Below are 23691 nucleotides of genomic sequence, written 5' to 3'. Positions count from 1 at the left end.
TGGCCGGGGTCGGTATGCACCGACCTGCCACTGGGCAAAGCGGCAATGATACCGTGTCGGCCCCGCCCAGAAGGGAACGGGTCAGAGGCCGCTCACTGCCTATTTTTTCAGCGCCGATTCAATCTTGGCGCCAAGCGCCGCCAGGTTCGGTGGCTTTACCAGGTAACCGGAAACACCCAAAGGCAGGACTTCCCCCACCGTCGACATGCTGGAGTCGGCGCTGAGGAATATCACCTTGGTGTTGCTGATCTGGTTGTTCGCCACGCCTCGCAATTGCCGCACGAACTCGATGCCCCCCACCGGCTGCATATGCACATCGGTAAGCACCAGATCGGGCTTGAGCTTGATCACCTCGGGCAATGCCGTTGCCCCATCTTCAAAGGCGTAGAGATCCTGCACGCCGAGACGGCGCAGGCTGTTCAGGATAAAGGTTCGCATGATGGCTTCATCCTCCACCACCACCACACGTATCAGACGCAGATCCATGGAGACTTCCTTAAAGCATGGGAACGCATGCGCGTCGTCTTAGACCAGATGCGCATCGATCTCGGACTGAAGTCCGCGCAACTTGGGCTCCAGCAGGGCAAAGGCAGCGGTTACTTCCGCAGCACTCGCGGTCTTGCTCAGCAATTCAACGCTGGCAACGTGGTCACACAATGCATCGACGCAGAAGATCGGGATGAACCCCTTGATGGCATGCAGCAGACGGTTGGCAGACCGAACGTCGCCGGAATCCAGCAGGGCCTGTATCTGTGGGAGATCCCGGTCCAAGCTGCTCTGGAGCATGTCCAGCATGTCATGAAGTGCCTCGGCCTCCCCAATCTGCTCCAGCGCACGGTCCACGTCAAGATAAATGAATCCGCCACGGTCAGAACTACCCATCATGATCTCCGCAAGAATGCATGCGCTCCCTCAACCTGAATCGGCCGCCCGTCGCACGCTGGTGGTTTCGTGACCGATAATTCTGCCCCATGAATCCCTATTTGTCGCGTCTGCAGGCCTATCCTTTTGAACGCCTGCGCCAATTGTTTGCCAGCGTCACACCGAATCCCGCGTTTCGCCCCATCAGCCTGGGCATCGGCGAGCCCCGCCATACAACCCCCGAGCTGATCAAGCAAGCCTATTGCGATGCCATCCGTGGGCCGGAAGAGCTGGCACTGGCCAGCTACCCCGCCACCGCTGGAACACCTGCGTTGCGCGAATCCATGGTGCGCTGGATCCAACGGCGCTATGGTGTTGACCTGAGTCCTGCGACCCAGGTGCTTCCCGTCAACGGATCACGCGAAGCGCTGTTTGCCTTTGCCCAGACCGTCATTGACACCTCACGCTCGCCAGACCAGCCCCCGTGCGTGGTGTGTCCCAACCCGTTCTACCAGATCTACGAAGGCGCCGCATTGCTTGCGGGCGCCCAGCCCTATTTCGCCCCCTCGGTTGCGGCACGCAATTTCGCAGTGGATTGGGACAGCGTTCCTGAGGCCGTGTGGGCGCAAACCCAGTTGCTGTATGTCTGCTCTCCGGGCAACCCCGCCGGGGCTGTCATGCCCCAGCAGGAATGGAACAAGCTGTTTGAACTGAGCGATCGCCATGGTTTCGTCATCGCGTCCGACGAGTGCTACAGCGAGATCTACTTCCGCCCTGAAGCACCGCTGGGTGCCTTGCAGGCAAGCGTCGCCGCCGGGCGAACCGATTTCCGCAACGTGGTGGTGTTCACCAGCCTGTCCAAGCGCAGCAACGTGCCGGGCATGCGCAGCGGCTTCTGCGCCGGTGACGCCACGCTGATCAAGCAGTTCCTGCTCTACCGCACCTACCATGGCAGTGCCATGAGCCCCGTGGTCCAGGCCGCGAGCATTGCGGCCTGGGACGATGAGGCGCATGTGATCGAGAACCGGCGCCTGTACCAGGAAAAGTTTGCCCGCGTCACACCCATCCTGGCTGACGTGCTCGACGTTCAACTCCCCGACGCCGGGTTCTATCTCTGGGCCGGTGTCGATGGAAGCGACACCGATTTCGCCCGCGACTTGCTGGCTCAATACAATGTGACGGTATTGCCGGGCAGTTACCTTGCCCGCGAAGCGCACGGCCACAACCCGGGTGCTGGCCGCATCCGCATGGCGCTGGTGGCCGAATCCGAAGAGTGTGTCGAAGCAGCACAACGCATCCGGCAATTCGTCCTCGAGCGCCGATCCTGATTTCTCAACCTCCTGACTGACCATGACCCAACAACTGCAAAGCATCCTCGACAACGCCTGGGAAAACCGCGCGAACATTTCCGCCAAATCGGCACCCGCCGAAGTGGTGGAAGCCGTGGAACATGTGCTGGAGAGCCTGAACAACGGCAGCCTGCGCGTCGCCACCCGCGAGAGCGTGGGCCAATGGACCACCCACCAGTGGATCAAGAAGGCCGTGCTGCTGTCGTTCCGCCTCAAGGACAACGAGATCATCCAGGCCGGTGACCTGGGCTTCTACGACAAGGTGCCGACCAAGTTCGCCGGCATGAACGGGGAAGCCATGCGCGCGACCGGTGTGCGTGTGGTGCCCCCGGCAGTGGCACGCCGCGGCAGTTTCCTGGCCAAGGGCGTGATCCTGATGCCTTCCTACGTGAACATCGGTGCCTATGTCGACGAAGGCACCATGGTGGACACCTGGGCGACGGTGGGTTCCTGCGCCCAGATCGGCAAGAACGTCCACCTCAGTGGCGGCGTGGGTATTGGCGGCGTGCTGGAACCCATGCAAGCCGGCCCCACCATCATCGAAGACAACTGCTTCATCGGCGCACGCTCCGAAGTGGTGGAAGGTGTGATCATCGAAGAGAACTCGGTCATCTCCATGGGCGTCTACATTGGCCAGAGCACCCCGATCTATGACCGCGCCACCGACTCCGTAAGCTATGGCCGCGTTCCCGCTGGATCCGTGGTGATCAGCGGCAGCCTGCCCAAGGATGGTGGCAAGTACAACCTGTATGCGGCGGTCATCGTCAAGCGTGTGGATGCACAGACCCGTGCCAAGACCTCGCTCAACGACCTGCTGCGCGACTGATCGATACCTACCGTCAAGAGGTACCCACCATGAGCACCACGCCCCCTCCTGCTTCCGGCACGATGGAACGTATTCTTCGCCTGATGGCGGAGAAGAAGGCATCGGATGTGTACCTCTCGGCGCACGCACCGGCCATGATCCGCATCAATGGCCAGTGTGTGCCCATCAACAGCCAGGTTCTGCCGGTCGACGCTCCGCGCAATCTGGTTGCCGAAGTGCTGCCGCGCGAGCGCATTGAAGAGTTCGAGCGTAACGGCGAACTCAACATGGGCTTCGGGCTGCCCGGTGTCGGGCGTTTCCGCCTCAGTGCCATGCGCCAACGGGGTTCCATGGCCGTGGTCATCCGCTTCATTGCCGTTGAAGTGCCGCCCTTGAGTACGCTGGGGGTACCGGCGGTACTGACCGACCTGATCATGGAAAAGCGCGGCCTGATCCTCATGGTGGGCTCCACCGGTGCGGGCAAGAGCACCACCCTGGCTTCCATGATCGATTACCGCAACGAGAACATGGCCGGCCACATCCTCACCATCGAGGACCCGGTCGAGTTCCTGTTCAAGAACAAACGCTGCATCGTCAACCAGCGCGAAGTGGGGGTCGATACCGAGGCCTTGAACGTGGCGCTCAAGAACGCCTTGCGCCAGGCGCCGGACGTGATCCTGATTGGTGAAATCCGGGACCGGGAAACCATGTCGGCAGCGCTGGCTTACGCGCAATCGGGGCACCTGTGCCTAGCGACCATGCACGCCAACAACAGCTACCAGGCGCTCAATCGCATCCTGAGCTTCTATCCGGCCGAGGTTCGGCCCACCATGCTGGGTGACCTGGCGGCGGCACTCAAGTCGATCATCTCGCAACGTCTGCTGCGCACCCAGACGGGTGCCCGCACCCCTGCAGTCGAAGTGCTGCTCAATACCAAGCTGGTGGCCGACTTCATCGAAAAAGGCGACTTCACCAGCGTCAAGGAGGCCATGGAAAAAGCCATGGCCGAAGGCTCGCAAACCTTCGAATACGACATTGCGCGACTCATTGCCGATGGCATTGTCGACCGCAAGGAAGGCATGGCGCACTCCGACTCGCCGACCAACCTGCAATGGCGCCTGCAGAACGACTTCAACCGCGCGGCCAAGCCCGTGGCGGCGGTAGAGGAAGAGGAAGGCGCCTCGTTCACCGAAATCACGCTCGACGTGAAGCACTGACCCCTGCATGAATACGCTACGCCTGGCCGAGGAACTGATCTCGCGACCATCGATCACACCCCAAGACGCTGGTTGCCAAGACCTGCTGGCCCAACGCCTTGCCCGCATCGGTTTCGCTTGCGAGCACCTGGCCAGCGGCCCAGACAGCTTCCGGGTCCAGAACCTGTGGTCCTTTTGGGCTCCAGCCCGCACGAACATTGCGCATGCCGCTACAAGTACTGCAGCAACGCCGGTCAACGACCTGCCGCTTGTGGTGTTTGCCGGCCATACCGACGTGGTACCTACGGGGCCACTGGAGCAATGGGCCAGCGATCCGTTCAGCCCGACACACCGTGACGGCCGACTGTACGGCCGCGGGGCCAGCGACATGAAGACCTCCATTGCTGCCTTTGTGGTGGCGGTGGAGGAGTTCCTAGCCGAGCACACCCGACCGAACATCCGCATTGCCTTCCTCTTGACCAGTGACGAAGAGGGCCCCGCGGTGGACGGCACCGTGGTCGTATGCAAGGCCTTGCAGGCGCGTGGACAGCGATTGGACTACTGCATCGTCGGTGAACCTACCTCGGTTGAGCGCACGGGCGACATGATCAAGAACGGCCGCCGCGGAACCATGAGCGGCAAGCTGACCGTGCGCGGCTTGCAGGGGCACATCGCCTATCCGCATCTGGCGCGCAACCCCATCCACCTCGCAGCGCCCGCACTGGCCGAGTTGGTGCAGGTGGAGTGGGATCGTGGCAACGATTTCTTTCCGCCCACCAGCTGGCAGATCAGCAACTACCATGCGGGCACGGGCGCCAGCAACGTGATTCCCGGCCAGGCAATCATCGACTTCAATTTCCGTTTCTCGACCGAGTCGACGCCAGAGTCGCTGCAACAACGTCTGCAGGCCGTGCTCGACAAGCACCAGTTCGACTACCAGCTCGACTGGACCATTGGCGGCCTGCCCTTCCTGACCCGCCCCGGTCCGCTGGTGGATGCCGTGCGTGACGCCATCCGATGCGAAACCGGCCAGGAAACGGAGCTGTCGACGTCCGGTGGCACCAGCGACGCGCGCTTCATCGCGCAGGTATGCCCGCAGGTCATCGAACTGGGACCGCCCAACGCCACCATCCACCAGGTCAACGAGCACATCGCGGTAGCGGACATCGAGCCCTTGAAGAACATCTACCGTCGCACGCTCGAGCGGCTCAACGCAGCGCATGCGCCCCAGACCGCATGACGCTGCTCGAACTGATCGAAGACGGCGCCCAGCGCTTTGAAGCCGCGAACCTGTCCTATGGCCATGGAACCACCAACGCCTTTGACGAGGCTGCCTGGCTGGCCTTGTGGAAGCTAGGCCTGGCGCTGGACACGCCGCTGGACGATGGCCCGGATTCACAGGCAAATCGGCCGCTAGCCCAGGAAGATATTGCGCAAGTAGCTACACTTTTTGAAGCAAGAATCAGCAGCCGCAAACCCGCGGCCTACCTCACGCAGGAAGCCTGGCTGCAGGGATTTTCGTTCTACATCGATGAGCGAAGCATCGTGCCGCGCTCGCTCATCGCCGAACTGCTGGTGGACGGCAGCTTCGATTATTGGCTGTCCGAGTCGACCCAGCGCGTGCTGGACCTGTGCACTGGAAACGGCAGCTTGGGCATCATTGCCGCCTCGGTGTACCCCGATGTCAGCGTGGTCGGCGCAGATCTGTCGCCCGACGCCCTGGCCGTGGCCCGAATCAACGTAGAGCGCCATGGTTTGCAGGACCGCGTGCGCCTGCTGCAGTCGGACGGCCTTCAGTCGCCTGACCTCCAAGCCGCTGGCCCGTTCGACCTGGTGCTGTGCAACCCGCCTTATGTGAACGCGCAAAGCATGGCCGCGCTGCCGCCCGAATACCGCGCCGAGCCCTTTCTGGCACTGGACGGCAACCGCCATGGCAGTGGCGACGGCATGGACTTTGTGCGTGACTTGTTCAAAGAGCTGGCTGCACACCTTTCTCCCCAGGGCGTGCTGGTACTCGAAATTGGCCACGAACGCCCGTACTTCGAGACCGCTTTCCCCGATCTCCCAGCCGTCTGGCTGGACACCAGCGCTGGCAGCGACCAAGTCTTGCTGATCACGCGCGACGCCCTCCTCTCCTCCCAATGATTACCTTGAAAAATGTGACCTTGCGCCGCGGCGTCAAGGTCTTGCTGGATAGCGCCAGCGTCACCCTGAACCCGGGCGAAAAAGTCGGCCTGGTGGGCCGCAACGGTGCTGGCAAGTCGTCCCTGTTCGCGCTATTCAACGGCAACCTGCATGAGGACTCCGGCGACTACAGCATTCCAGCCCAATGGCGCATGGGCCAGGTGGCCCAGGACATGCCGGAAACCGAACAGAGCGCTACCGACTTCGTGGTTGAGGGAGACACAGTACTGCTGGCAGCGCGCCTGGAGGTGGCCGCCGCCGAGGCCACGGACGATTACGAGCGCATGGCACATGCCTACACCGCCTTGCACGATGCGGGGGAACATGATGCCGCGGCGCGTGCCCAGGCGTTGATTCTCGGCCTGGGTTTCAAGGTCAGCGAGTTGGGCAACCCGGTCAACAGCTTTTCGGGCGGCTGGCGCATGCGCCTGCAATTGGCTCGGGCACTGATGTGCCCCAGCGACCTGCTGCTGCTTGACGAACCCACCAACCACCTGGACCTGGACGCCCTGGTCTGGCTGGAGGCCTGGCTGAAGAAATACGAGGGCACGCTCATCGTCATCAGCCATGACCGCGAGTTCCTGGATGCGGTGACCAACGTCACCTTGCACATCGATGCCGCCAAGCTGGTGCGCTACGGTGGCAACTACAGCAAGTTCGAAGACATGCGCGCAGAGCAGCTGGAGCTGCAGCAGGCGGCGTATGCGAAACAGCAGGAAAAGATTGCCCACCTGCAGAAGTTCATTGCCCGTTTCAAGGCCAAAGCCAGCAAGGCCAAGCAGGCACAGAGTCGCGTCAAGGCGCTAGACCGCATGGAGAAGCTCGCGCCCCTGCTTTCCGAAGCGGAGTTCACCTTTGAGTTCAAGGAGCCTGCCAACCTGCCCAACCCCATGCTGGCCATGAGCGACATCACCGTGGGCTACCCTGCCCCCGATGATGCCCCCACCGGCACCGCCCCGACACCGATCGTGCGACATATCAACCGCTCAGTTCTGGCAGGGCAGCGCATTGGCATTCTCGGCGCCAATGGCCAAGGCAAATCGACGCTGGTCAAGACGATTGCCCGCGACCTGCAGGTGCTCGACGGCACCATCACCGAAGGCAAGGGCCTGAACATCGGCTACTTCGCACAGCAGGAGCTTGACGTGCTTCGCCCGGGTGAAAACCCACTGGAACACATGATACGGCTGGTGCGCGACATGACTTCCGCCGGCAAGCTCACCAACCAAGCTACGCGCGAGCAGGACCTTCGCACCTTCCTGGGCAGCTTCAACTTCAGCGGCGACATGGTCAAGCAGGCGGTGGGCAGCATGAGTGGTGGCGAGAAAGCGCGACTGGTGTTGTGCATGCTGGTGTGGCAGCGCCCCAACCTGCTGCTGTTGGACGAACCAACCAACCACCTGGACCTCGCTACCCGCGAGGCCCTGGCCGTAGCGCTGAACGAATTCGAAGGCACCGTGATGCTGGTCAGCCACGACCGTGCCTTGCTGCGCTCGGTGTGTGATGAGTTCTGGCTCGTGTCGCGGGGAGGGGTAGAACCGTTCGATGGTGACCTGGACGACTACCAGCGCTACTTGCTGGAGGAAGCCAAGCGTCAGCGCGAAGCTGCCAAGGAAGCGTCCAAGCCCACGACCGTCAGTCAGCCCACGCCGGTGGTCGAACCCGCGCCGTCGGCCAAGCCACGCGGTTCGACTTCGCCCAAGCTCAAGAAAGAGTTTCAGGAGGTAGAAGCTCGCATGGCCGCGTTGAACCAGGAAGGGCAGACGTTGGAGCGCCAGCTCGGAACCCATACCCATCCACATGAAATTGCAGAAATGGGCAGCCGGCTGCAAAAGGTGAATGAAGAACTGGCGCTGCTGGAAGAGCGCTGGTTGGAACTGTCGGAGCAGTTGGGGCTGTAAGCGTGGGTGGTGGCAATGCCGCCGCGCTTTCGTCGCTTCCGCCCTGCCCAGCGCACACAAGAAAAAAGCCCGATGCTTGCGCATCGGGCTTTTCCATATCTTGGTGGGTTCTGACAGGCTCGAACTGTCGACCTACGGATTAAGAGTCCGCTGCTCTACCAACTGAGCTAAGAACCCGAATTCGGCTGGTGGGTCGTGCGTGACTCGAACACGCGACCAACGGATTAAAAGTCCGCTGCTCTACCGACTGAGCTAACGACCCGCCTCATTAACAACTCGGAAAAGTCGTTAACTACGAAGCCTCAAATTATAGCGCCATTTCTGCCCGGCTTCTGGCGCGCAGCTATTTTTTCCATCACATAACCTGCAGCAACCATACCGAACACCGCCGTTACCGTTACCGACGATCCGTAACCATGGCAGTTGAGCGAACTATCGCTTTGCACATCGCACACTTGTTGCGATTTTTGTACCGCCTCGCGACTGAACACGCATGCAATACGCATTGACGCTGCTGTGGGCGACACCTTCTTCTCGCGCCGCAAGCGGTAGCGCAACCTCGAAAGCAAGGGGTCATGGGTGACGCCTGCCAGATCCTGCACTTGCGCGGCATGGGCCATGCGTTTGCCTCCAGCGGCACCGCAACTGACGAATGCCATGTTCTTCTGGCGCAACGACCAGCACATCATGGCGTACTTGGCCTGTGCATGGTCACAGGCATCAATGACCGCATCCACGTCGGCGGGCAAAATTTGCGGCCAGTTTTCGGGGGTCACAAAATCATCGATGCAGCGCACTACTGCCTGCGGGTTGATGAGGGCAATGCGCTGCGCCATGGCCTCCACCTTGGCCTGCCCTAGGGTGGTATCGAGCGCGTGCACCTGGCGATTGACGTTGGACTCTGCGATGTGGTCCAGGTCAATCAAAGTGATGTGACCGACTCCGCTGCGTGCCAGGGACTCAGCCGCCCAGGAGCCAACCCCACCGATGCCGACCACGGCCACATGTGCTGCGCGAATCGATTGCGCAGGCCCGGCGCCGTACAGACGGTCGAGGCCACCAAACCGGCGGGCGGAGTCAAATGCTGTTTCCATGCCTTCCAAACAGGCAAACCGCCCGAAAGCTCACTTCATGCGACCCAGGCGCTCTTTGGCGGCGACCCCTGCCTCACTGGAAGGAAAAGCCTTCACCAATTCTTCCAGCGTCTTGCGCGCCGCTTTGGTGTCCTTCATTTCCCATTGGCAGTTGGAGATGGCCAGCATGGACTCAGGCACGCGCAGGTGGTCCGGCGCAGCTGCAATCAAACTGCGGAAATTGGCAATGGCTTCCTTGTAGTCCTTGAGTGCATACTGGGCATTGCCCAGCCAGAACAGCGCTGGCACACGGTAGCCCGAGTTGGGGCCATAGCGGTTGAGAAAATCGACCAAAGCCACTTGGGCACGGTCGAATTCACCCTTGCGAAACACTGCAAAGGCCTGCTCGTAGTCACGTTTTTCGCCAGGCTCAGCCAGAAACTCGCGCCCATCGATCGAGACCTTCAGAGGCTCGATTCTGCGCAGGCGTTCGTCGAGCCCGACCAAATCGTCCTTCTGGCGTCGCTGGACCTCGGCCAGCTCGCGCGCGAGCACCTCGTTTTGCCCACGCAATTTGGCCACATCAGCTCCCAGTGCCTCCAGCTGGTTCTGCAACTCCAGCAACGCCTTGCGCAAGGCCGCGCTGTCGTCTGCTTGGCGGTGCGCGCTGTCGGCTTGCCACTGCTCGGATTGCTTGCGTGTCGCATCCATCTGGCTTCGCAATTCCGCCTGGGATTGCCGCAACTCCAGAATGGCACGACGGGCTTCGTCATCTTCAAACAAGCCCGCTTGCGCTAAGCCGGCACTACCCAATAACGCACTACCCAACAACCAGGGCAGTGCTTGTCGCATGGCGAACATGGGCATTGCTATGGATCAGCGGTAGTTGATTTCGACGCGACGGTTTTTCGCCATGGCTTCTTCTGTGCTGCCCATGTCTGCCGGCTTTTCCTTGCCAAAACTCACGGCTTCCATCTGGCTATCAGAGACACCAAGGACACCCAATGCACGACGCACGGCCTCCGCGCGACGCTGCCCCAGAGCCAGGTTGTACTCGCGGCCACCACGCTCATCGGTGTGACCTTCCAACGCAATTTTGCGGGTGGGGTTGGCCTTCAGGAACTTGGCATGGGCTTCGATCACCGGTTGGAATTCTGCACGGACCGTGTAGCTGTCGTAGTCGAAATAGACCAGACGCGTAGCCGACTTGAGGAACGCGTCCTGCGAAGCATTGCCAAGCTCAACCTTGGTCACCGAACCTGAAGCCACCGCATTGCTGTTGGCGCCCGATTGGTTGCCTTGTGCGCCATCCTTGCCCACCGCGGTGCCGCTACGATCTTCCACCGGCGGCGTATCGAGTTTCACCGACGAACCACATGCAGCCAAGACCAGGGACACGGCCAACAAACCTACATAACGAACCATTCTCATCACTCCTTTAAATCAGAAAACTACTTGTGCAATGGACCCCAGTCGGGTTCACGGATATCCCCCGATTGTCCTGCCAATCGGGTCTTGATCTTGCCATCGAGCGTGCTGGTCATCAGCGCCTCTTTGCCTCCCTGCTGCGTCGCGTACATGACCAAGCGCCCATTGGGTGCAAAACTGGGGCTTTCATCGGCAGATGTATCCGTCAATGCATTGACAGCACCGCTGCTCAGGTCCATGACATGAAGCTTGAAAGCGCCGCTGACGCGAGAGATGAATGCCAGCCAACGACCGTCCGGGCTGACGCTGGGGGAAATGTTGTAGCTACCGGAAAACGTCACCCGTTCGGCATTGCCTCCAGCGGCAGGCATGCGGTAGATCTGTGGACTGCCCCCACGGTCACTGACGAAAAAGATCCAGCGGCCATCGGCGCTGAAGGTCGGTTCGGTATCGATGGAGTTGGACTGCGACAAACGGCGAGCTTCCCCACCATTGGCATCCATGAGGTAAAGCTGGGAGCCGCCATCCCGGCTCAACGTTACTGCCAGCGTGCGCCCGTCCGGCGACCACGCTGGTGCGCTGTTGGAGCCTTTGAAATTGGCCAGCAGCCGCCGTTTACCGGTGGCAATGTCATGCACATAGACCACGGGCTTGCGTGACTCAAAGGATACATAAGCCAGCTGGCTACCATTCGGACTCCATGCGGGTGAAATGATGGGTTCTGGACTTGCAAGGGCACTCAACGCCCCCTCACCGTCACTGTCGGCCACCCACAAATTGAACATCTGCCCGACCTTGGTAACGTAGGCAATGCGGGTCGAAAAGATACCCTTGTCCCCCGTGAGCTTCTCATACACATAGTCGGACACCCGGTGCGCAGCCAGGCGCAATTCGGTAGGCGCCACGGCCAAACTGAAGCCACCCAAGCTTTGGCCCTTGACCACGTCCCAGACTACAAAGCGCACGTCAAACCGGCCGTCCGCGAGCCGCGTCACACTTCCCAAGACGGCTGCATCCGCACTCCTCTGGCGCAAAGCGCCGAAATCGGGGCGCACTGTTTCATCGCCACGCACGCCTCCAGAGTCCACCAAAGCGAACTGCCCGCTGCGTTCCAGATCGGCGCCAACAATCGCCGACACCTTGGGTTGCATCGCATCGTCACCCTTGAATGGCGCAACTACGATGGGCACCTGGGTTAGACCTACGCCGGAGACTTCAACCCGAAACTGCGCCGATGCACCCAGGCACGCACAGGACATCAACCATGACAACAGAATTTTTTTCATCGACGCCTATTATCCCAGCCTCGTTACACGAACCTCGGGCCCATTGCAACTATTGGTAAAGCCTTCCCGCGGGAGCACGGTACCGTCTCGCACGCGTTGGCGCACGGTAATGGCATTGACCGACTCCTGCTGTCGGCTGAACTCCTTGTGCCACAGGTGAAAGACTTCTGTGGCACAAAAACCGTTCTTGCGGATGATGCCCGCATTGTGCAGACGCAGCACAAAGTCCGCATCCTCATGCCCCCAGCCCACAAAGGACTCATCAAATCCATTGACCGCTTCGAAGTCCTCGCGCCAGACGCCCATGTTGCAACTGCGGATACCCTTCCAGCGGAAATCCGGCTGAAGCCGATAGGCACCGTCGGGCAAGCGCCACGTGCCGGTGAGCTTGCCTGCGTCTCCACAGAAACGCCAGCACCACCAAACCGGCCACGAACGCCCGTAGGGCAGCTCCTGCCCTGCAATGACCCGTTCGGTTAGCGTCGGCGATAACATGACGCGGCTGCCATTGACCAAGCACCCACGCTGCGCCAGAAGGCGATGTTGCCGAATGAAGTCGATTTCGGGAACGCAATCCCCATCCAGAAACACGACATAGTCACCGCTGGACGCACCCACACCACGGTTGCGTGCCCGAGACGCCGTAAACCCGACATCAGGGTGCCACACGTGTACCACACCGAGATTTTGGGCTATGGGCGATTCAAGGATAGCCGCCACGTGTTCATCACGGGATCCGTCATCGGCAACCACAACTTCAAAGTTGCCATCATCCTGATGCCGCAAGCCGGCCAACACAGACAGCAAGGCGTTGGAGCGGTTGTAGGTCGTGATGACCACCGAGATTCTCTGGGGAGCTGGCATTTTCAACTAGACTACGCGACCTGCCCGATCCTAACACCGCATGTCCAAGGTCTCTGTTTACATCATTGCCTATAACGAGGCCGAGAAGGTCCGCGCCACGCTGGAAAGCGTACGCTGGGCCGATGAAGTCATCGTGGTGGATTCGCACAGTACGGACGGCACGGACACCATCGCTCAGAACATGGGTGCACGTGTTGTGCAGGTAGATTTCAAGGGCTTCGGTGATTTGCGTAACCAGGCGATTGCAGCCTGCTCTCACGATTGGATCCTTAGCATTGACGCCGACGAGCGCTGCACACCGGAAGTGGCCTGTGAAGTACGCGCGATCATGGGAGACCCTGGCTCATGCGACGTATGGCGGATACCCCGCCGCAACTTCTTCATGGGGCGGTGGATCAGGCATTCGGGCTGGTATCCGAACTTCAGACAGCCACAGCTTTTTCGCAAAGGTGCCATGTCCTACGATATGAAGCCCGTCCACGAGGGCTACGTCCTGCACTCCGATAAACCCATCGGAACCCTGAAAAACGCCATTTGGCAGTTCCCCTTCAAGAACATGGCCGAAGTCATGCACAAGGCCAATCGCTATTCCAGTTTGGGCGCGGAAAAAATCGTTCACAAGAAGATCACAATGGGTTCAGCCTTGGGCCATGGCATCTGGAGCTTTGTGAAGCACTATGTATTCAAACTGGGATTCTTGGATGGCTGGGCGGGATTTGTAATTGCTTTGGGAAATTTTGAAGGCACTTTCTATCGCTATGCCAAGGCATTGGAAGCTCAAAAGAAAAGTGAATGGTTGAATCCTTCATCTTCAAAGTCGGTCTAATTGATCAGATGACAATACAGCAAACCCTGCCAGCCAACAATAAAGAACTATACCGCCGATTATTGGGGTATGTGCGGCCATATTGGAAGGCATTTGCGTTGGCAATCATGGCGATGCTAGCAACGGCGGCTACTGAGCCTGTATTTCCAGCAATCATGAAATACTTGCTTGACCATGGCTTTCATGCAAGCGATGGTCGCTTGATTTGGTTAATACCCGTGGGCATCGTTTTTCTTTTTTTAATTCGGGGATTGCTAACATTCTCCACTAACTATTTAATGGCCTGGGTTTCCGCGGGAATCATCATCGATATTCGTCGACAAATGTTCGACAAAATGTTAAGACTTCCGACATATGTTTATCATGATCTATCACCCGGCAAGATGATTTCACGCATCATTTCTGATACCGGACACCTCACTGATGCAGTAACACATGTCTTGGTAACTGTCGTTCGAGAAAGCTTCACCGCAATCGCCCTTCTCGCATATTTGACGTATCTTGACTGGAAGCTAACTTTGATTACGTTGATAGTTGGCCCGCTGGTTGCGATAATAGCGAAAGGTTTTGGCAAACGAATGCGTCGTGCAAGCCGACACACAATGGAGACAATGCGCTTGCTATTTCATAGCATCGAAGAGTCAGCTTCAGCGCACAAGGTTATAAAGATCTATGGTGCACAAGAACAGCAAATTCAACGCTTTCGATCTGACACTGAAAAGCTCCGCCGAGCCCAAATGCGCGAGGCGGTTCCTGCTTCCGCGATTACGCCTATAACCCATTTAACTGCCTCTTTTGCTGTGGCGATTATTGTTTATATGGCGCTACACCAAGCGACTGAACAAACAGGGGTTTCTGCTGGAGGTTTTGTTTCTTTCATTACCGCGTTATTGATGGTTATATCACCAATAAAGCAGTTAACTACTGTCAGTTCCTCACTTCACCGCGGCCTGGCTGCATGCGAAAGTGTTTTCGCGTTTCTTGACTCTCCAGAAGAGGAAGATCATGGCACAACGTCTCTGGAAAATGTCAAAGGAAGAATTGCATTTAAGAATGTTCACTTTAGCTATCCGGACTCTGATCGTCTAGCACTCAATAACATTACCTTCGAAGCCTCCGCTGGACAAACTATTGCCCTAGTCGGAGCATCAGGAAGTGGAAAAACGACAATAGGCAACCTTATACCTCGCTTCTTTACGCCGACCGCCGGTGAAATCCAAATCGATGGAATTGACATCCGAAAACTCACCCTAACCAGCTTGCGTCAAAACATCTCATTGGTCAGTCAAGATATCGTATTGTTTAACGACACAGTTGAGGCCAATATAGTTTTTGGCTCCCGCGAAAAATTCAATAGCAAGGAAATAATTTCAGCTGCAAAAGCTGCAAATGCCTGGAGTTTCATCGAAGAATTGCCTTTTGGACTGAATACACTTATCGGAGAAGGCGGAGCAAAGCTTTCTGGTGGCCAACGACAGCGAATTGCAATCGCACGCGCTCTATTAAAGAACGCACCAATTTTGATCCTGGACGAGGCAACCTCCGCGTTGGACACAGATTCGGAGCGCCAGGTACAAGCTGCATTAACAACATTAATGAAGAACCGCACAACAATTACAATCGCACACCGACTTAGCACCATTGAACACGCAGACCTGATCCTAGTACTGGACAAGGGCCAAATCGTTGAGTTTGGAACTCATGCTGAGTTGCTCACTCAGGGTACTTATTATCCAACTCTGAATAGGATGGCAGTTTGAATATTCCGATCCTAATGTACCATCAAATCGATGTCCCGCCTCCAAAGGGAACACCATTACGAGGCCTTGTAGTGGCACCGTCGTCTTTTAGTTGGCAAATGCGAATATTACGCATGATGGGATATCGAGGGCTGTCAATGCGCGATCTCGAACCATATCTCATCAGCAACAAACCTGGTAATGTCGTAGGAATTACATTTGACGATGGGTACCAAAACAATCTACTTAACGCACTACCAGTTCTCTGTCAGAACGGATTCACAGCTACATGCTACGGCGTTAGCAGCCAGATCGGTGGCACAAACATTTGGGATACGGGGGTTGTAGCTCCCGCCGCGCTAATGACTCGAGAAGACTGGAAAGTCTGGAGCGATGCCGGTATGGATATAGGTGCACATACGCGAACGCATGCAAACCTTCTCAACCTCCCGGCCAGTAAAGCCCGGGAAGAAATAAGCGAATCACGCCTGGAACTCCAGAAAGTACTTGATTGCGAAGTTCGTCATTTTTGTTATCCCTACGGAAAATATCTTGAGGAGCACGTGCAAATGGTCGCGGAGGCGGGATATTTGACAGCAACCACTACCCGCCGTGGTCGCGTCAAGAATGGTGACGATCTTCATAGGCTGAAACGCATCATGGTAGCTCGCGCCACAAACCCGCTTCAATTCGTACTTAAAGTTGCCTCATCATATGAAGACCGTCGGTCATGAAGCCTCTAGCGCTCTACTGCAAATCATACAAGACTGATCTACGGCGTGTTGTTCGATTAGCCATATCAATCCAACAATACAACTCGGAAAATATACCTTTTTACGTTTCTGTCCCGCAAGACGAAATACCGCTGTTCCGAGATCATCTTCAATCGCTAGTCACATTACTTATTGCAGACGAAGACATTTTGGACGCATCGTCGCATATAAATCGTGCAAAAATTGCGCAATTGCCTGGCAGCACCCAGCAGCAGATCGTGAAGTCGGAATTCTGGCGCCTCGGATTCTGCACAGCCTATGTTTGCCTGGACTCCGATGCCTTCTTCATCCGCCCTTTTGGGACCCGAGACTTCTTGGCATCGGATGGAACCCCTTACACCGTAATTGACGAAGCCCATGATCTGCTAGAAGATGCATTACGTCACAAAAAGCCTCGAATAATTGAAGCCTACCGACGTGAAGCTGACTTAGTGCAAGGCTTGTTTTTTCGTACTGGTCGCCGATACAGCTTCGGCCCCTTTCCTCTAGTGTGGCATCGTGCAGTGTGGGACAGTTTAGACGAACACTATTTGTCGCCACGTCAAATAAGCATTGCAGATGCACTTGCACAAGTGCCCATTGAATCACGTTGGTACGGCGAGGCGCTGCTTGCTTATCGAGCGATTCCAATCATTCCGTGCCAAGCTCTTTTCAAAGTATATCACTATGCTTGGCAGTATGACAAAGACCGGCGAAACGCCGTAAAAATGACAAACCTTGCCGACATATATTGCGGAGTTATTCTTCAATCCGCGTGGGAAAGAAATATGGACTGGCCCACAGAAGGCGGAAACTTGTTTTCAAAATTAGGGCGACGCATACGCCGTCTTGCGGGAAGAATTTAAGATATGAAAATTCTGACATATTTACCAAGATCCATCGACACCACACTAATAACCATTACAGCATTATTGCTATTTACATTGCCACTCCCTGAAACAATTGCGTTACGAAACGCCCTATTACTAACCGGATCAATACTGGGTGCAATTCAATTGAGCAAACTTAAAACATTTGCAAACAAAAGATTCGCGTCATGTATTTTTGCGTTATTACTACTTTTGGCCTGGGTACTGTTGCATTTTTTCTTTATCGGTCAGAATCGACTAGAGCAACTATATGAATTGAAAAATGAATGGTTTCGCTCATTTACCGCGGCAATTGTTGGCATTAGCACCGGAACTGTGTTGGTACTTTCCGAAAGAGCCAGCCGAGAAAAGTACACAAGATTACTCATTATTGGTCTGTCTGGCACAACAATAATCTATCTGACACGTTACGCCTTCGAAATCATTAAAGCCAGCCAATTACTTTTTGACTTCTACTTTATACCATACAGAGAAAAGCCTGCGTTAGTTGTTTTTTGCTCGATGTTTTTCATCGCAATGTTGTTAAAAATCGACACGTCACCCCACAAATCCCGATTAAAGCTGGTGATTCCAGTTTTGCTAGCTGCCTTAGCACCTATTGTTTTTTTTCTATCCAATACGAAAAACGGATTTCTTTCTATACTAGCATCGTTAATTTCTTTGATCGTAATCAATAGGCACGAACTTAAAAATATAGAAAAAGGAAGAAATCAAAATCTATTCATTGCCATTGCTATTGCACCAATAGTCATTGCTGTTGCATTCCATTTCGTCAGCAATCCTGCATGGAAGTACATATTTAGTGACATAAAAGTCGCGATTGATATAGAAAACTATAGCACTTGGAAAAACAGGCTAGCGAATCCAATGCCTGTCAATGAATACGGCATAAAAGTGCACGGAAGCACTTACGACAGAGTCGCTTGGGCCACAGCTGGCATCGCCCTGATAAAGGAAAACCCTTATGGGCATGGCTTAATTAACCACTCGTTTGGTGCTTTAGCTAAGCAAAAGTGGAGCGATTTTTACGAGCCCAATGGAAAAAACAGGGGTGCAACCCATAGCGGGTGGATCGACCTAACGCTGGGAATTGGAGTCCCAGGAATACTTCTGATCTTCAGCCTCTTTCTAATCTCGTATCCATTGAATGAAAAAATTCCATTTTGGGACAAATACATAAAAATAGCCTCGCCAGTGCTATTTTTAATATTTTTGACGACAGAAGTTTGCAGTGATCATTACCTAAACTTTCTCTTTCTATATCTAGGTATTTGCACTGGTTTACTTACAAAACGCAACGCAGAATGAATGAATTTACATTACTAATTACCTCGGCAGTTAGACCCACCGGCAGAAAGGTAGCACTAAATGATGAAAGTCAGCGTAAGCATCTTACCTTGCTCGCAATCGAAAAATGGCTTCAAATTGACACTAGTCTGAAAATAGTAATCTGCGACGGCTCCGATTATGACTTTTCACACGAGGTGAAAAATCTATATCCAAATGCATTAATTGAATGCTTACATTTTAAAAATTCATCCGAAAAAGTAGCGCTGTTTGGAAAAGGTTATGGCGAAGGTGAAATAACAAATTATGCACTTGACAATTCAACCTTCCTAAAAAATTCTGAGAACTTTGCCAAATGCACATCAAAATTATGGGTAAGAAATTTTAATACAATCACCAAGCATTGGAATGGAAAGATCCAGGTTGAAGGAGTTTTCAAGAACATATTTAGATTTAAGACCATTCAAAAAATGCACATTGAGACTAAGTTTTACCTGGCAAATAAGTACTTCTACAAACAATATCTTTCGGAATCCTATAAAGACGTTAATGAAATCAGGGGGCTTAGTCTTGAACACTGCTTTTCCAATTCTCTAGATGCCACAGAATTACACTATTACATGTTCAATCACCCTTTATTGATAAATGGCTACTCCGGCTCCTCGGGCGAGTATTTACACAAGAACATCTATCATTATTTAAAAAATGCCGCCGAAATTCAGATATTGAAATGCAGAACGAACTATATTTTTCAGCCCCTCTAGCAACGTCATTCCCGTTTAAAATTATTAAATTGTAACTAATTTATATTGCACTTGCCCTCAAGATTTTAGCGAGGCAATTTAAGAAATGCCGGCAAATCTCTATTTACTGAACAAAGCCTCCGAAAGTTCCCGAACTAACGTGAAGAAATCAAAGTTCAGTGAAAGCAAATTGTCTGCATATTGAAGGAAGTCGAACTCGGAGCCAAGGTCGGCGAGACGTGCAGGAAGCACGAAGTCACCGTGCCGACTTACTACAAGTGAAAAACCCACCAGAGCTGGCATGGCCGTCCCGCACCTATCGCAGTTGCGCGAGCTAAAGGAAGAGATCGCCAAGCTCAATCGCATGTATGCCGACTCGGCCCTATTGCACCACGCACTGAAGGACGTTGTTGACCGATAGCTCTAAACCCGTAGCGTCGGACTGATATTGTGCATGCGCTCATGACCGACCACGGCATGAGCCAACGCAGGGCCTCTGTTGCCGGCGGCATTGCCCGCTCCACACTGCGCTATTGCCGCAAACCGTCTGACGACTTCGGAGTAATCCAGTCCTTCCAAGCCTATATGAGTACCAATCCATGACCTGGTTTCGGCTTGTTGTACGCCAGCGCCCCCCATCAGAACCAGCCCTGGGGCAAGACGGTGCTTTGGCGGGGGTATTCTGGCAACTCACGCTGAATCTGCCCAGACGCGGCAAGAGGCGTCTGTCTGCACGTATCCATCAGCCCCGTGAGGTGGGTAAGCAGCCCAATCGAGGCTGGAGCTGTGGCGTCATGTCAGACGCGCTTTGGTCGGGTCGCAGGTTTCGCACCTTCAAAGTCATCGACGAATTCAACCGGGAGGCGCTGCGCATAGTGATTGATACGAGCTTACCCGCTGCCAGGGTCATCCGGGCATTGAACGAACTGGTAGCGGTGCGTGGTGCACCACTGTCCATTCGCCTGGACAACGGCCCGAAATTCATTGCTCATGCATTGGCCGAATGGGCGAATCGGTGAAGACCAAGGGCATTGCACTGAATCACATCCAACCAGGCAAACCAACGCATAACGCCTATGTCGAACGATTCAAACGGACTTATCACACCGAGGTGCTGGACTGCTATATCTTTGATTTTTTGCAGGAGGTCAGGGATATGAGACGACCGATTGGTTGCACCGCTACAAACACCAGCGGTCCCATGAGTCACTGGGGGTAGTGCCTCCGGTGGAATACCATGTGACAAAATTCTCAAACCTCTATTACTGAGTGGTTCAGGAATTTGAGGAGGCTTCAAAACGCGGACTTGCGACAACAGCGATATTCACAAATGTACCTGATGTCGGAGAGTTCGGTCTAAATCTGGGCCAGCTGCTGCACGAAATCATGAGCCCGGTGGAATGTCGTGTGACGATCAAATGCCTCTTTCTGGGCCTTAAGTGCACGCAGAACTGCGAGTTCTGGATTTTGCATTATCCTCTGAAATATCTGCAGATACTGAGCGGGTGAATCAGCGACATAGACAGCATCTTTGCTAAAAAGCCTGTCAATCAATAATGGATGGTCCATGAGCTGCGGAACGCCACAGGCGGCGAGTTGGTATGTTCGCTCATTGACTTCACAGGCCCACTGCAATTGCTCCGGGAGATGCACGTTCAAGCCAACTTTAGTAAATGCATAAATATAGCGATCACGGTCTCTATTGAAGCTAAATGCTTTCGTGTGCCTCCAACCGGGACCATCGATAAAGCCCCGGAATTTGCTGGCGATACCTGACATGAAACGAGCGTGCTCGCTCTTGCGTGTGGCCATGATCGCGTAATCCAAATCTCGGTCGAATCCGGCAACAGGGTAATAATGCAGTATATTGGCCCCAAAGGGAAGATACAGTATTTTGTACCCCCCTTTAAAAAAGGCTTGGTATTCCAACCTATTAGTGACGTAATCTTTGTCACGGAACGAATAGTAGAAATCCACGCCATGCCTTCTTGCCCAGTCTAAGCGCTGTGCCAGTGGCGTGTTTTCATATTCCTGCAACGAAGCGGTAAGTCCAACGCGCAGCTTCGCATCGCGTTTGTAGGAATTGATGCTATCCCAATCAATGCGCTGCAAGTAACTCTCATGGTCGCTGGACAGCAAGACCGTGGGCTGGAATTCCTCCAGTACCTCGCGCGTTTCACTGTCCCATGCAAGGACATGCGTCGGAATTCCAATAAACTCTAGGCTCTCCGCCAGATTGGTGAACAGCGAATAACCAGCGGGCGAATAGGCTGGTGGTGGCACTTGAATAAGTACCCGCTCGGGTGTACTTTGAGCATACCTTTCGAAAAACTCTATTTCCACCTGACGCTTCAATGCCCAACCTTGCCTCACCACAGGATCAGGTGATGAAAGGCAAACCTCATCAGTTTCATGCTCGCACCGGCGCGCCAGCGCTGCTTCGGCTCTAGATAGAACCTGGGAGTGTCCAGAAACAGTCTCTTTCCGAAGCGAAAGGTTGAACACCAGTTTTTCCCATGATCTCTGGAATTTTTCCTTACGCTTCGCCCAGCGTTGCTGAATTGATTTTGGCATGAGGTAAGCTAACTAGGTATTCAGTACTTAAGCTTTAGCAGAAGATCGAAATAGCGCCTTGAAATTGCCTCGGGAGCGAAGGCTAACAATGCAGTATTGAGTCGATAGGTTCGATCAAGGTTCAGTCCCAGGGATGCCTGAATCTGGGTCCAGCGCCACCATGCACCAATATTGTGGTCTGGCTGCTGCTGGTACAGCCAAGCAAGAAGAAAGCGAAAGTCCCGCGCCACAAACTCGGAATCCCGCCTTACACGCTCCATCACCCTTTGAGCAGCCTGATCCAGATTAAATCGATGGGATGGAAAGGCAACAATTCTCTGCAGGAAATCCTCGTCACCGAGTAGTCGCGCGCAGTAAAGCGCCCGTACCCGACGTGAGATCTGATCCAATTCTGCAGCCTTGTAACGGCTTGCTTGCTGCTGATGCAGCCGGTACCGAACCAAACTAGTGGGCATATTTGCGACATGCACACCAGCTGCAATCATCCGCGACCACAGTTCATAGTCTTCAGATACCTTCAAGGATACATCAAAACGATAAGTCTTAAGCAGTGAAGCCTTGACCATTACAGTCGACAAGCCGAAGCAATTTCCATGCATCATTGCCTTTCGAATATGAATATCCGACTGCGGATGAATAACTATGTCCCGGTCTTGCGTATCGAAGCAGGTAAACGCACTACCGCACATTCCGATGTCCGGCTCAGATTCGAGAAAAAACCACTGCCGCTCTAAGCGCAAAGGGTTACATAAATCATCTGCATCGCAAAAAGCGATGTATTTACCACGAGCCTGATCAATTCCATGGTTTCGGGCCGCACTGACACCTACGTTATTCGGCAAATGGAAGACTCGTAGCCGCTCGTCCGTATGCACGTCAAGTACAGCGCGAAGTGCATCCGTCGAAGCATCATCAACCAAGATTACTTCGAAATTAAGCAAACTCTGGGTGTAGAGCGAAACCAAAGTTTCTCCTAGCCATCGAGCACCGTTATGAACTGGAATGACGACCGAGACAAATGGCGCTGCGGCAACGTACGGCGAATGTACATTCATGACTTTAGCCAGTGTGAAGGGACTACGTCCGAGGTATCAAAATCCGGATCGGAGAACCACCGCTTGGGTGCATGCACAATCTGCCCCGCTGATTCGCAAAGCCAAGCACCCCACCAGCTAAAAGAACTATTAGCAACGACATGGTGCTGACAATGACGCATGAGTTCTAAGTCGGTATGACCGAGGTTTCCTTCCACGTAATGCGTGGGAACCGTCAACCTCAGATTTGCGCGCGCCCAGTCCGGCTCATCGGAGAATACAAATACATGAATATCTGCAAATCGCTGCTTCAAATCTCGTACCGCTTCATGGTAATAAGAAAGACTACACAGCCCATGAAATCGTGATGCTGCGATGTTGGTTACATAATCGCCACGACGAATATGTAATGCAACACTCCGATGCTTACGAATAGACACCAACATCGGATCTGTTGGTGACAAAGGGGTTACAAGATTAATATCGCGAATAATTTGATTGCGATTCCACAAGAAATATTTTTCAGTCTGCCAATAGCCAACAAGATATACAGGTCGCCTGATACGAGCAAATCTAGGATCATAAGCAAAGCTGCGCGGCCAGAAAACTGGAAAGGAAAAAATCTTGGGAAAAGCTTGTGTCAAATTGCATTTCATTCTTCCCAAACGAGATGAACGAAAGTCAGGCAAGTCAGACAACAATTCAACACTGGCAATTTCGGCACGTATCGAGTAGAGATTCAATTGATAATCTCGATCACCGTTTTCGGTTAATCCCCTCAAATCAAGCAGCAAACCATAGCCAAGTCTATCAGCCAATGATCTCGCAGCGGCATATTGGAACAGTTGATTACCTAACCCACCCTCAACTCTTAATATTATTTGCTTGGGAAGCATATG

At 54.4% G+C, this 23691-nt stretch carries 24 protein-coding genes and 2 tRNA genes; 14 read left to right on the top strand and 12 right to left on the bottom strand.

Annotation, left to right across the window (positions count from 1 at the left end; translation table 11 throughout):
• Positions 1 to 99 precede the first annotated feature (99 nt).
• Positions 100 to 486, bottom strand: coding sequence for a response regulator (locus RQP54_RS12005; RefSeq protein ID WP_315678547.1), 387 nt, complete (start codon positions 484 to 486; stop codon positions 100 to 102).
• 39 nt (positions 487 to 525) lie between these two features.
• Positions 526 to 882, bottom strand: a complete 357-nt coding sequence (locus RQP54_RS12000) for an Hpt domain-containing protein (RefSeq protein WP_315678545.1) — start codon at positions 880 to 882, stop codon at positions 526 to 528.
• A gap of 89 nt (positions 883 to 971) precedes the next feature.
• Here RQP54_RS12000 and dapC point away from each other — a divergent pair, with 89 nt between their 5' ends.
• The 6 genes from dapC to RQP54_RS11970 are packed head-to-tail and all read left to right on the top strand — an operon-like array spanning position 972 to position 8296.
• Positions 972 to 2189, top strand: a complete 1218-nt coding sequence (gene dapC / locus RQP54_RS11995; protein ID WP_315678544.1) for a succinyldiaminopimelate transaminase — start codon at positions 972 to 974, stop codon at positions 2187 to 2189.
• A gap of 22 nt (positions 2190 to 2211) precedes the next feature.
• The gene (gene dapD, locus RQP54_RS11990; RefSeq protein ID WP_315678543.1) at positions 2212 to 3036 is read left to right on the top strand and encodes a 2,3,4,5-tetrahydropyridine-2,6-dicarboxylate N-succinyltransferase; all 825 of its coding nucleotides are present in this window, start codon (positions 2212 to 2214) and stop codon (positions 3034 to 3036) included.
• Between the two features lie 29 nt (positions 3037 to 3065).
• Complete coding sequence (locus RQP54_RS11985) at positions 3066 to 4232, top strand: PilT/PilU family type 4a pilus ATPase (RefSeq protein ID WP_315678542.1); 1167 nt, start codon at positions 3066 to 3068, stop codon at positions 4230 to 4232.
• A gap of 7 nt (positions 4233 to 4239) precedes the next feature.
• On the top strand, positions 4240 to 5451 hold the full coding sequence (gene dapE, locus RQP54_RS11980) for a succinyl-diaminopimelate desuccinylase (protein ID WP_315678540.1): 1212 nt from the start codon (positions 4240 to 4242) through the stop codon (positions 5449 to 5451).
• A complete protein-coding gene (gene prmB, locus RQP54_RS11975) occupies positions 5448 to 6356 on the top strand; it encodes a 50S ribosomal protein L3 N(5)-glutamine methyltransferase (RefSeq protein WP_315678539.1) in 909 nt (302 codons plus the stop codon). The genes dapE and prmB overlap by 4 nt, the downstream gene beginning before the upstream one ends.
• A complete protein-coding gene (locus RQP54_RS11970) occupies positions 6353 to 8296 on the top strand; it encodes an ABC-F family ATP-binding cassette domain-containing protein (RefSeq protein ID WP_315678538.1) in 1944 nt (647 codons plus the stop codon). The genes prmB and RQP54_RS11970 overlap by 4 nt, the downstream gene beginning before the upstream one ends.
• 101 nt (positions 8297 to 8397) lie before the next feature.
• Here RQP54_RS11970 and RQP54_RS11965 read toward each other — a convergent pair.
• The 7 genes from RQP54_RS11965 to RQP54_RS11935 form a co-directional block, all read right to left on the bottom strand.
• A tRNA-Lys gene (locus RQP54_RS11965) sits at positions 8398 to 8473 on the bottom strand.
• A gap of 9 nt (positions 8474 to 8482) precedes the next feature.
• Positions 8483 to 8558, bottom strand: a tRNA-Lys gene (locus RQP54_RS11960).
• Between the two features lie 40 nt (positions 8559 to 8598).
• Positions 8599 to 9390 (bottom strand): ThiF family adenylyltransferase, encoded by a 792-nt coding sequence (locus RQP54_RS11955; protein WP_315678537.1) that lies wholly within the window; start codon positions 9388 to 9390, stop codon positions 8599 to 8601.
• 30 nt (positions 9391 to 9420) lie between these two features.
• Complete coding sequence (ybgF, locus tag RQP54_RS11950) at positions 9421 to 10221, bottom strand: tol-pal system protein YbgF (protein WP_315678536.1); 801 nt, start codon at positions 10219 to 10221, stop codon at positions 9421 to 9423.
• 24 nt (positions 10222 to 10245) lie between these two features.
• Positions 10246 to 10794 carry a peptidoglycan-associated lipoprotein Pal gene (gene pal, locus RQP54_RS11945; protein ID WP_409997562.1) on the bottom strand — a complete coding sequence of 183 codons (549 nt, stop codon included), beginning with the start codon at positions 10792 to 10794 and terminating at the stop codon, positions 10246 to 10248.
• Positions 10795 to 10820: 26 nt separating this feature from the next.
• Entirely contained in the window at positions 10821 to 12083 is a 1263-nt protein-coding gene (tolB, locus tag RQP54_RS11940; protein WP_315678534.1) for a Tol-Pal system beta propeller repeat protein TolB, read from the bottom strand.
• A gap of 9 nt (positions 12084 to 12092) precedes the next feature.
• Positions 12093 to 12947, bottom strand: coding sequence for a glycosyltransferase family 2 protein (locus RQP54_RS11935; RefSeq protein ID WP_315678533.1), 855 nt, complete (start codon positions 12945 to 12947; stop codon positions 12093 to 12095).
• A gap of 40 nt (positions 12948 to 12987) precedes the next feature.
• Between RQP54_RS11935 and RQP54_RS11930 the strand changes: the two genes are divergently transcribed.
• The 8 genes from RQP54_RS11930 (at position 12988) to RQP54_RS19810 (ending at position 20403) form a co-directional block, all read left to right on the top strand.
• Positions 12988 to 13773 (top strand): glycosyltransferase family 2 protein, encoded by a 786-nt coding sequence (locus RQP54_RS11930; RefSeq protein WP_315678532.1) that lies wholly within the window; start codon positions 12988 to 12990, stop codon positions 13771 to 13773.
• Positions 13740 to 15533: a lipid A export permease/ATP-binding protein MsbA gene (gene msbA, locus RQP54_RS11925; protein WP_315678531.1), complete on the top strand. Its 1794-nt coding sequence runs from the start codon at positions 13740 to 13742 to the stop codon at positions 15531 to 15533. Before RQP54_RS11930 ends, msbA begins: the two co-directional genes overlap by 34 nt.
• A gap of 137 nt (positions 15534 to 15670) precedes the next feature.
• Positions 15671 to 16246, top strand: coding sequence for a polysaccharide deacetylase family protein (locus RQP54_RS11920; protein WP_315678530.1), 576 nt, complete (start codon positions 15671 to 15673; stop codon positions 16244 to 16246).
• Complete coding sequence (locus RQP54_RS11915) at positions 16243 to 17130, top strand: DUF6492 family protein (RefSeq protein ID WP_315678529.1); 888 nt, start codon at positions 16243 to 16245, stop codon at positions 17128 to 17130. The genes RQP54_RS11920 and RQP54_RS11915 overlap by 4 nt, the downstream gene beginning before the upstream one ends.
• A 3-nt stretch (positions 17131 to 17133) precedes the next feature.
• Positions 17134 to 18462 (top strand): O-antigen ligase family protein, encoded by a 1329-nt coding sequence (locus RQP54_RS11910; RefSeq protein WP_315678528.1) that lies wholly within the window; start codon positions 17134 to 17136, stop codon positions 18460 to 18462.
• Positions 18459 to 19205 carry a hypothetical protein gene (locus tag RQP54_RS11905; RefSeq protein ID WP_315678527.1) on the top strand — a complete coding sequence of 249 codons (747 nt, stop codon included), beginning with the start codon at positions 18459 to 18461 and terminating at the stop codon, positions 19203 to 19205. Before RQP54_RS11910 ends, RQP54_RS11905 begins: the two co-directional genes overlap by 4 nt.
• Before the next feature lie 578 nt (positions 19206 to 19783).
• Entirely contained in the window at positions 19784 to 20203 is a 420-nt protein-coding gene (locus tag RQP54_RS11900; RefSeq protein WP_315678526.1) for a DDE-type integrase/transposase/recombinase, read from the top strand.
• Positions 20188 to 20403 carry an integrase core domain-containing protein gene (locus RQP54_RS19810; protein WP_409997561.1) on the top strand — a complete coding sequence of 72 codons (216 nt, stop codon included), beginning with the start codon at positions 20188 to 20190 and terminating at the stop codon, positions 20401 to 20403. Before RQP54_RS11900 ends, RQP54_RS19810 begins: the two co-directional genes overlap by 16 nt.
• Positions 20404 to 20540: 137 nt before the next feature.
• Here RQP54_RS19810 and RQP54_RS11895 read toward each other — a convergent pair whose 3' ends face one another.
• From RQP54_RS11895 to RQP54_RS11885, 3 genes are read right to left on the bottom strand one after another with little or no spacing between them, the layout of a single operon-like run.
• A complete protein-coding gene (locus RQP54_RS11895) occupies positions 20541 to 21758 on the bottom strand; it encodes a glycosyltransferase (protein ID WP_315678525.1) in 1218 nt (405 codons plus the stop codon).
• A gap of 20 nt (positions 21759 to 21778) precedes the next feature.
• Complete coding sequence (locus RQP54_RS11890; RefSeq protein WP_315678524.1) at positions 21779 to 22813, bottom strand: glycosyltransferase family 2 protein; 1035 nt, start codon at positions 22811 to 22813, stop codon at positions 21779 to 21781.
• Positions 22810 to 23688, bottom strand: coding sequence for an alpha-1,2-fucosyltransferase (locus RQP54_RS11885; protein ID WP_315678523.1), 879 nt, complete (start codon positions 23686 to 23688; stop codon positions 22810 to 22812). The genes RQP54_RS11890 and RQP54_RS11885 overlap by 4 nt, the downstream gene beginning before the upstream one ends.
• Positions 23689 to 23691 lie beyond the last annotated feature (3 nt).

It is taken from the genome of Curvibacter sp. APW13 (assembly GCF_032337135.1).
Taxonomy (GTDB): domain Bacteria; phylum Pseudomonadota; class Gammaproteobacteria; order Burkholderiales; family Burkholderiaceae_C; genus Allorhodoferax.
Note: the sequence above shows the minus strand (reverse complement) of the source record. Positions and strands in the feature narration are given on the sequence as shown.